This is a genomic window from Streptomyces sp. NPDC059897, assembly GCF_042730865.1.
Classification (GTDB): domain Bacteria; phylum Actinomycetota; class Actinomycetes; order Streptomycetales; family Streptomycetaceae; genus Streptomyces.
On record NZ_JBHWKQ010000009.1, the window covers coordinates 231,907 to 238,690 of the forward strand.

A 6,784-nucleotide genomic window follows, 5' to 3' on the forward strand; every position below is an offset into this window, starting at 1 on the left:
GAGTCCCGTGCTCGGGCGGGGCGGCGGAGCCCCGTGTGCGGGCGGGGGCGGAGTCCGGTGTGCAGGCGGGGCGGCGGAGCCTCGTGCGCGGACGAGCGGCGGAGTCCCGTGTTCGCGCGGGGCGGCGGCGTCCCATGTGCATACGGGTGGCGGAGTCCCGTGCGCAGGCTGGGCGGCGGGGTCCCGTGTGCGGGCGGGGCAGCGGAGCCCCGTGCGCAGGCGGGTGCCGGACCCCGTCCGCGGATGGGTGGCGGAGCCCCGTGCGCAGGCTGGGCGGCGGAGCCCCGTGCGCAGGCTGGGCGGCGGAGTCCCGTCCGGGGGCCAGCGGCAGCGTTGGGGCGGGGTCAGTCCACCACCCCCCGTTCCTTCTCCGCCAGGTGGATCACGCAGACCGCAACCGAGATCAGGAGCGCCGGATCCGCGTCCTCGCGGACCACGTTGACGCCGTAGGTGTCCCGTACCCGCAGCCACCGCCGCGAGATCTCGGCCAGCAGCTCACCCTCGTACTCGACGGCGAACTCCCGGTCGAGGACCTTGCCGCTGACGTCGAGTTCCGTGCTGCCGTCGGCCAGCTGCACGCGGTAGTGATTGCGCAGCAGGGACAGCCGTTTGCGCCTGATCCTGGCCAGCTCCTCGTCGCCGCGCTCGATCACCATCGTGTCGCGCAGCGCGAAGACCTTCTTGTGGATGTCGATGAGGACCTGCCCGTCGGGGCCCTTGAGCTCGAAGGTGTCCCGCAGCCGCATCGCCTTGCCGTCGACGAGGAACGCCTTGCGGCCCTGCTCGTCCTCGATCCAGTAGTCCTCGCCGATCCCGAGGATCCGCTCTCTCACTTCGTAGCGCATACGTCCATGAGTGCCCGGAAGTCGGGAGGAGGACCCGCGTCGCGGCGACGGTTCGGGCCGGATGGGGGAACGTCGCCTTCCGCGTGGCCCGAAAACCCGCACGTAGAAAGCGAATTCAGTGGTAGGTGCAACCGTTCGAGGGATTAATGGGTCGTATGAGGTGGACGTGACCTTACGACCAAAGGAACCGCATGTTGCGCGCACGACCCCACAGTGTCCGCAGGAACCGGATCGGCCTGCTGTCCGCGGCCCTCGTCGCGGGCGGCCTGACCGCTGTGTCACTGACCCCGGCAGCCCAGGCGGCCCCGGGGGCGAACTCCACCGGAACGACCACCACCACCGCCAAGGCGGCCGCGGGTGAGGCCGACCCCGCCGAGGACTTCAACGGCGACGGCTACGCCGACCTCGTCACCGCCGCGCCCGGAGGCACCATCTCCGGCCAGGCGGCCGCCGGCTACGTCGCGGTGACGTACGGCTCGGCGAACGGGCTCGACCCCGCGAACAAGAAGCTGATCTCCCGTTCCACCAGCGGGATCCCGGGCTCCGCCGCGGCCAAGGAGGCGTTCGGCCAGTACCTCACCAAGGGCGACCTGGACGGCGACGGCTACAGCGACCTCGTGATCGGCTCCAAGAGCAAGGACGCCGGCAGCGTCATCGTCTGGGGCTCGGCCTCGGGCCTGACCGGCGGCACGAAGATCGCCACGTACGGACGCTCGCCGCAGATCGGCGACTTCGACGGCGACGGCAAGGCCGACCTGGCCCTCCTCGCCGACATGGGCAGCTACGGCGACGACCCCGAGACCCAGGGCGCCGCACTGTGGAAGGGACCCGTCTCCAGGGCCGGCGCCCCCGCCCAGAAGCTCAACTTCATGGACAAGTCCGAGTGGTGGGGCTACGGCCAGTCCGACGCCACCTGCGTCGACGACGAGTACGGCTGCGTGGACGGGCCGGACTCGACGACCGGACCCGTGTTCTTCAACGCCGTCGGCGACCTCAACGGCGACGGCCGCGACGACCTGGCCGCACGCTCGTACAACGGCGACGGCGTATGGAACAACACCGTCCTGTACGGCAGCGGTTCGGGCTTCAAGCGCGGCTGGGCACCGGAGACCCAGGGGGAACTGGCCTCCGGTGACGTGAACGGCGACGGCATCGACGACCTGGTCGTCGGCTCCGACCCCGAGGAGTCCGACATCGGCGAGACGAACCAGAAGGTCACCGTCGCGTTCGGCTCGGCGGACGGCCTCGACAACGATGCCACCCAGTCCTTCGACCAGTCCCTGCCCGGCTTCTACGGCGCCCAGGAGGACGGCGACAAGCTCGGCTCCTGCGTCTCCGTGGCCGACGTGGACGGCGACGGCAAGGCCGAGGTCGCCCTCGGCATCGCGGGCGAGGACTTCAGCGGCCTCACCGACGCCGGCTCCTTCGCGCTGCTGCACGGCACCGCGGACGGCGTGACCGGCGAGGGCTCCCAGGTGTTCAACCAGAACTCGGCGGACGTGCCGGGCGTCGCCGAGTCGGGCGACGCGTTCGGCTCGGGCTGCCAGCTGCTCGACACCAACGGTGACGGCAACCGCGACCTCGCGGTCTCCGCGACCGGCGAGAACGCGTCGTCCGGCGCCGTCTGGTCGTTCCCCGGAACCGCGACCGGCATCACCGCGACCGGCTCGACCGCCATCAACCCGAAGGACCTCGGCGCCCCTGACGCCAAGGCCCTGTTCGGCAACCCGCTGCGGTAACCCCCTGCCGTAGGCAGGCCACCGCACGGAGAACAGTAGGGCCGCACCCCTTCCACGGGGTGCGGCCCTACCCCGCTTCAAGCGTCCGCAACAGCCGCGCCACCGCCCGCTCCCGGGCGACGACCTGCCCCACCGAGATCCCCACGCACACCACCGTGAACAGCACGATCAGCCACGACAACAGGGTGAACACCAGCCCGAACGGGCCGAACTGGGCGAGCGAACGGTTCAGCACGCGCGGCATGTACAGATGCGAGGCCCACGACAGCGCGACCACGCCGACCCCGGTGAGCAGCGCCCCCGGCAGCAGCGGCAGCCACGCCACCCGGCTCCCCAGCAACAGATGCTGCGTCCACCACCACAGCAGCACACTCGTCACGTACGACAGCACGACCCCCAACCAGGCCCCCGCGCCGAAGCCGTCCCGCAGCACGCCCTGCGCGAGGATCGCCACCGTCCACACGCCGAGCCACGCGAGCCACCTCCAGGCCACGAGCCCGAGCCCCGCGGGCGGCAGCCCCCAGGACCGTTCGCACACCCTCTGCAACGCCCGGCTGCACGCGGTCGCCGACAGCAGCGTGACGAGCACCCCGACGACCCCCGAGGTGTCGCGCGTACCGGAGTCCCCTGCCGCGTAGACCTGCCTGACCTGGTCGAGCGAGGCGCCGCTGAGGCCCATCGCGGTCCGCGAGGAGTCGAGCAGCTGCTGCCGCACGGCCGACGGCGCGAACGCCGCCACGACGAACAGCATCGGGATCGCCGTCAAGAACGCCTGCGCGGCGAGCCGCGTGGAGGAGTCGAGCAACCGCACGGCCCCGAGCTGCCGCGCCACCCGCGTCACAACGGGAACCCGCTCCCGCACGCTCTCGACCTGCTCGGTGGCCCACTGGACGGTACGACCGACGCGCCCGCTGCTGTCACTCATAACTGCCCAGCGTCGACCACGGACCCACCGGTCACGCGCCTGCCACACCGGATCCCGGCCCGCGGTCCCCGAACCTCTTCCGGTACGCCGACGGGCTCAGCCCCGTCGCCCGCTTCAGGTGAGTCCGCAGATTGGCGGCGCTGCCCAGGCCGCTCCTCGCCGCCACGACGTCGATCCGTTCCTCGCCGCGCTCGATGATCCGGCAGGCGAGGTCGACGCGCTCGTTCAGCAGCCAGGCCAGCGGCGTCGTGCCCAGCTCGGCGCGGAAACGGCGGTGCAGGGTGGCCGGGCTGACCGCGGCACGGGCGGCGAGCGCGCCGACGGTGAGCGGTTCGTCGAGCCGCTCCTGAGCCCAGGTGAGCACGGGCGCGAGCGAGGTGTCGGGCACCTCGGGCAGTGGCCGCTCGATGAACTGCCGTTGTCCGCCGTCCCGGTGGGCCGCGAAGACGAGCCGCCGGGACACGGAGGCGGCGACCTCGGCGCCGTGATCGCGTCGCACGAGGTGGAGCCCCAGGTCTAGCGCGGCCGTACTCCCCGCCGCGGTCAGCACATCGCCCTCGTCGACGAACAGCACATCCGGTTCGAGCAGCACCTTCGGATGCAGCGCGCGGAACTGCTCGGCCCACCGCCAGTGGGTCGTGGCCCGCCGCCCGTCGAGCAGTCCGGCTTCCGCGAGAGCGAAGGCCCCGGTGCAGAAGCTGACGATCCTTGTGCCGCGCGCATGGGCCCGCCGGATCGCGTCGAGCACGGCCTCGGTGCGCGGCACCACGTTGTCGGGCCGTCCGGGCACGACGAGTGTGTCGGCGCGGTCTACGGCCTCGAGTCCCGCGGCGCCCGCCATCGTGAAGAACCCGTGGTTCATGCGGATGTCGGGGTCCGGCGCGCACAACACCAGCGCGTACAGCGGATCCCGTTCGCCGAGCTCGGGCCGCGGCAGCCCGAACACCTCGGTGGCGACGCCGACTTCGAAGGGGTTGACGCCCTCGTCGAGGAGGACGACGACGTGATGAGGGCGGTGCGAGGATCCTTGCGACATGTGCGATTACTAGCACTCGCGGGGTTCCGGCATCGCACGGAGCATGAGGGGCATGGAACCCGTGAACCTCGCCAAGGCCCTGACCACCTTCGATGCCCTGTGGAGCCCCCGCATCGTCACGTCCGTCAACGACTACGACGTCCGCCTGGCGAAGGCCGAAGGGGAGCACGTCTGGCACGTCCACGAGGAGACCGACGAGTTCTTCCTCGTCGTCGAGGGCGAGCTCACGATCGGGCTGCGCGAAGTGGACGGCGAACGGGAAGTGGTGCTGCCCCGCGGTTCGGTCTTCACGGTCCCGCGCGGAACCTGGCACAAGCCGCACGCGGCCCCCGGCACCGCGATCCTCCTCCTGGAACCGACCGGCACGTCGTCGACGGGCGACGACCACGACCCGGTGCCGGACCACGTCGACTCGACGACGGGGCACCGCTGGGTGTGACCAGCCGTCGAGCGGCCAGGAGGCGTCAGAAGTGCTTGTCCCGTTCGTCCTCGACGACGGTCGTGCCGCCCGGTGGCACGATGCGCCTGCGCCGTCCGACGCTGCGGAACACGAAGACCCCGATCAGGCCGACGATCATGAAGATCCAGCCGACCAGGTCGAGGTTGACGCTCTCCATGTGCCAGTCGGTCGCGAACGCGAGGATCGCGCCGACGGCGACCAGGATGATGCAACCCCCAAGACTCATGAGGCCTTCCTCCTGTGGTGTGTGCGGAACTGCGTGAGGGGCCCGGGTACCCCCGAACCCCTCGCACTCACACCGGAGTTCAGCCCTCCAGGAACGCGGTGAGCGCGTTCGCGAGGAGGTACGGGTCGTCGGCGCCGCACAGTTCGCGCACGCTGTGCATGGAGAGGATCGCGGTGCCGATGTCGACGGTCTTGATGCCGTGCCGGGCCGCGGTGATCGGGCCGATGGTGGTGCCGCAGGGCATCGCGTTGTTCGACACGAACGACTGGAAGGGGACGCCCGCCTTGTCGCACGCCGCCGCGAAGACGGCGCGGCCCGAACCGTCCGTCGCGTAGCGGTTGTTGACGTTGACCTTGAGGATCGGGCCGCCGTTGGCGCGCGGGTGGTGCGTGGGGTCGTGGCGCTCGCCGTAGTTGGGGTGCACGGCGTGGCCGGTGTCGGAGGAGAGGCAGATCGTGCCGGCGAAGGCGCGCGCCCGGTCCTCGTACGAGCCGCCGCGCGCGAACACCGAGCGCTCCAGGACCGTGCCGAGCAGCGGGCCGTCGGCGCCGGTGTCGGACTGCGAGCCGTTCTCCTCGTGGTCGAAGGCGGCGAGCACGGGGATGTACGGGAGGTTCTCCTGCTTACTGACCTCGGCGAGGGCGGCGGTGCAGGCGTGCACGGACAGCAGGTTGTCCATGCGGGGCCCGGCGACGAGTTCCTTGTCGCGGCCCAGGTAGGAGGGGGCCTCGATGGCGTACGTCATGAGGTCCCAGCCGGTGATGTCGCCGCGGCCCAGCCCGTTCTCGTCCTCCAGGAACGCCATCAGGTCGCCCTCGTGGACGTCGCCGCCGAGGCCCCAGATGGGCTGCATGTGGCGCTGTTTGTCCAGCTTGAGGCCGTCCGTGCTGACGGAGCGGTCGAGGTGGATGGCGAGCTGCGGGACGCGCAGCAGGGCGCGGTCGACGTTGACGAGGCGTTCGGTGCCGTCGCGCAGCGAGACGCGGCCGGCGAGGCCGAGGTCGCGGTCGAGCCAGGAGTTGAGCAGCGGGCCGCCGTAGATCTCGACGGCGACCTGGCGCCAGCCGTTGCCCGCCATGTCGGGCTGCGGCTTCACGCGCAGGTTCGGCGAGTCGGTGTGGGCGCCGACGACGCGGTACGGGGTGTGGGCGCTCGCGCCCTCCGGGACGTACCAGGCGATGATCGCGCCGCCGCGGGTGACGAACTTTCCGCCGCTCGTCCCGTCCCAGGCGTCGGTCTCCGCGACCTGCTGGAAGCCGGCCTTCTCCAGGCGTGCGGCCACGGTGGCCACGGCGTGGTACGGCGTGGGGCTCGCCGCGAGGAAGGCCATCAGGTCGTCGGTGTGCCCGCGGTCGAAGGGGCGGGAGGCGGTGTTCATGCGGCCAAGGGTAGCCAGTCCCTCCGGGTGGGGCGCGGCCCCGGTGGCCTGCCTTCGGCGGCCTTCGCGGGGCCCCTGCGGGGTGCCGCTTCGTCGGCGTCCTGCGGTTTCGTCGTGGTCCGGTTCGCGCAGTTCCCCGCGCCCCTGAAGGTGTCTCTTATACACATCTCCGAGC

At 71.4% G+C, this 6,784-nt stretch carries 7 protein-coding genes; 2 read left to right on the forward strand and 5 right to left on the reverse strand.

Annotated elements, in window-relative coordinates; all coding sequences use genetic code 11:
* Positions 1–344 precede the first annotated feature (344 nt).
* Positions 345–845, reverse strand: coding sequence for an LURP-one-related/scramblase family protein (locus tag ACFV9W_RS13510; RefSeq protein WP_385759242.1), 501 nt, complete (start codon positions 843–845; stop codon positions 345–347).
* A gap of 191 nt (positions 846–1,036) precedes the next feature.
* Here ACFV9W_RS13510 and ACFV9W_RS13515 point away from each other — a divergent pair, with 191 nt between their 5' ends.
* The gene (locus tag ACFV9W_RS13515) at positions 1,037–2,584 is read left to right on the forward strand and encodes an FG-GAP repeat domain-containing protein (protein WP_385759244.1); all 1,548 of its coding nucleotides are present in this window, start codon (positions 1,037–1,039) and stop codon (positions 2,582–2,584) included.
* 67 nt (positions 2,585–2,651) lie between these two features.
* Here ACFV9W_RS13515 and ACFV9W_RS13520 read toward each other — a convergent pair whose 3' ends face one another.
* Positions 2,652–3,509, reverse strand: a complete 858-nt coding sequence (locus ACFV9W_RS13520; protein WP_385759247.1) for a YhjD/YihY/BrkB family envelope integrity protein — start codon at positions 3,507–3,509, stop codon at positions 2,652–2,654.
* A gap of 31 nt (positions 3,510–3,540) precedes the next feature.
* On the reverse strand, positions 3,541–4,545 hold the full coding sequence (locus ACFV9W_RS13525; protein WP_385759250.1) for a helix-turn-helix domain-containing protein: 1,005 nt from the start codon (positions 4,543–4,545) through the stop codon (positions 3,541–3,543).
* A 52-nt stretch (positions 4,546–4,597) separates the two neighbouring features.
* Between ACFV9W_RS13525 and ACFV9W_RS13530 the strand changes: the two genes are divergently transcribed.
* On the forward strand, positions 4,598–4,984 hold the full coding sequence (locus tag ACFV9W_RS13530; protein ID WP_385759253.1) for a cupin domain-containing protein: 387 nt from the start codon (positions 4,598–4,600) through the stop codon (positions 4,982–4,984).
* A 25-nt stretch (positions 4,985–5,009) separates the two neighbouring features.
* On the opposite strand, the gene ACFV9W_RS13535 is transcribed toward ACFV9W_RS13530, so the two are convergent.
* Both ACFV9W_RS13535 and ACFV9W_RS13540 read right to left on the reverse strand, forming a co-directional pair.
* Positions 5,010–5,231: a DUF6458 family protein gene (locus ACFV9W_RS13535; protein WP_385759256.1), complete on the reverse strand. Its 222-nt coding sequence runs from the start codon at positions 5,229–5,231 to the stop codon at positions 5,010–5,012.
* A 79-nt stretch (positions 5,232–5,310) separates the two neighbouring features.
* Positions 5,311–6,609, reverse strand: coding sequence for a M18 family aminopeptidase (locus ACFV9W_RS13540; RefSeq protein ID WP_385759258.1), 1,299 nt, complete (start codon positions 6,607–6,609; stop codon positions 5,311–5,313).
* Positions 6,610–6,784: the final 175 nt, after the last annotated feature.

Coding starts and splice junctions, on each gene's coding strand:
- ACFV9W_RS13510 (WP_385759242.1), bottom strand. CDS start 845: ATGCGCTACGAAGTGAGAGAGCGGATCCTCGGGATCGGCGAGGACTAC.
- ACFV9W_RS13515 (WP_385759244.1), top strand. CDS start 1,037: ATGTTGCGCGCACGACCCCACAGTGTCCGCAGGAACCGGATCGGCCTG.
- ACFV9W_RS13520 (WP_385759247.1), bottom strand. CDS start 3,509: ATGAGTGACAGCAGCGGGCGCGTCGGTCGTACCGTCCAGTGGGCCACC.
- ACFV9W_RS13525 (WP_385759250.1), bottom strand. CDS start 4,545: ATGTCGCAAGGATCCTCGCACCGCCCTCATCACGTCGTCGTCCTCCTC.
- ACFV9W_RS13530 (WP_385759253.1), top strand. CDS start 4,598: ATGGAACCCGTGAACCTCGCCAAGGCCCTGACCACCTTCGATGCCCTG.
- ACFV9W_RS13535 (WP_385759256.1), bottom strand. CDS start 5,231: ATGAGTCTTGGGGGTTGCATCATCCTGGTCGCCGTCGGCGCGATCCTC.
- ACFV9W_RS13540 (WP_385759258.1), bottom strand. CDS start 6,609: ATGAACACCGCCTCCCGCCCCTTCGACCGCGGGCACACCGACGACCTG.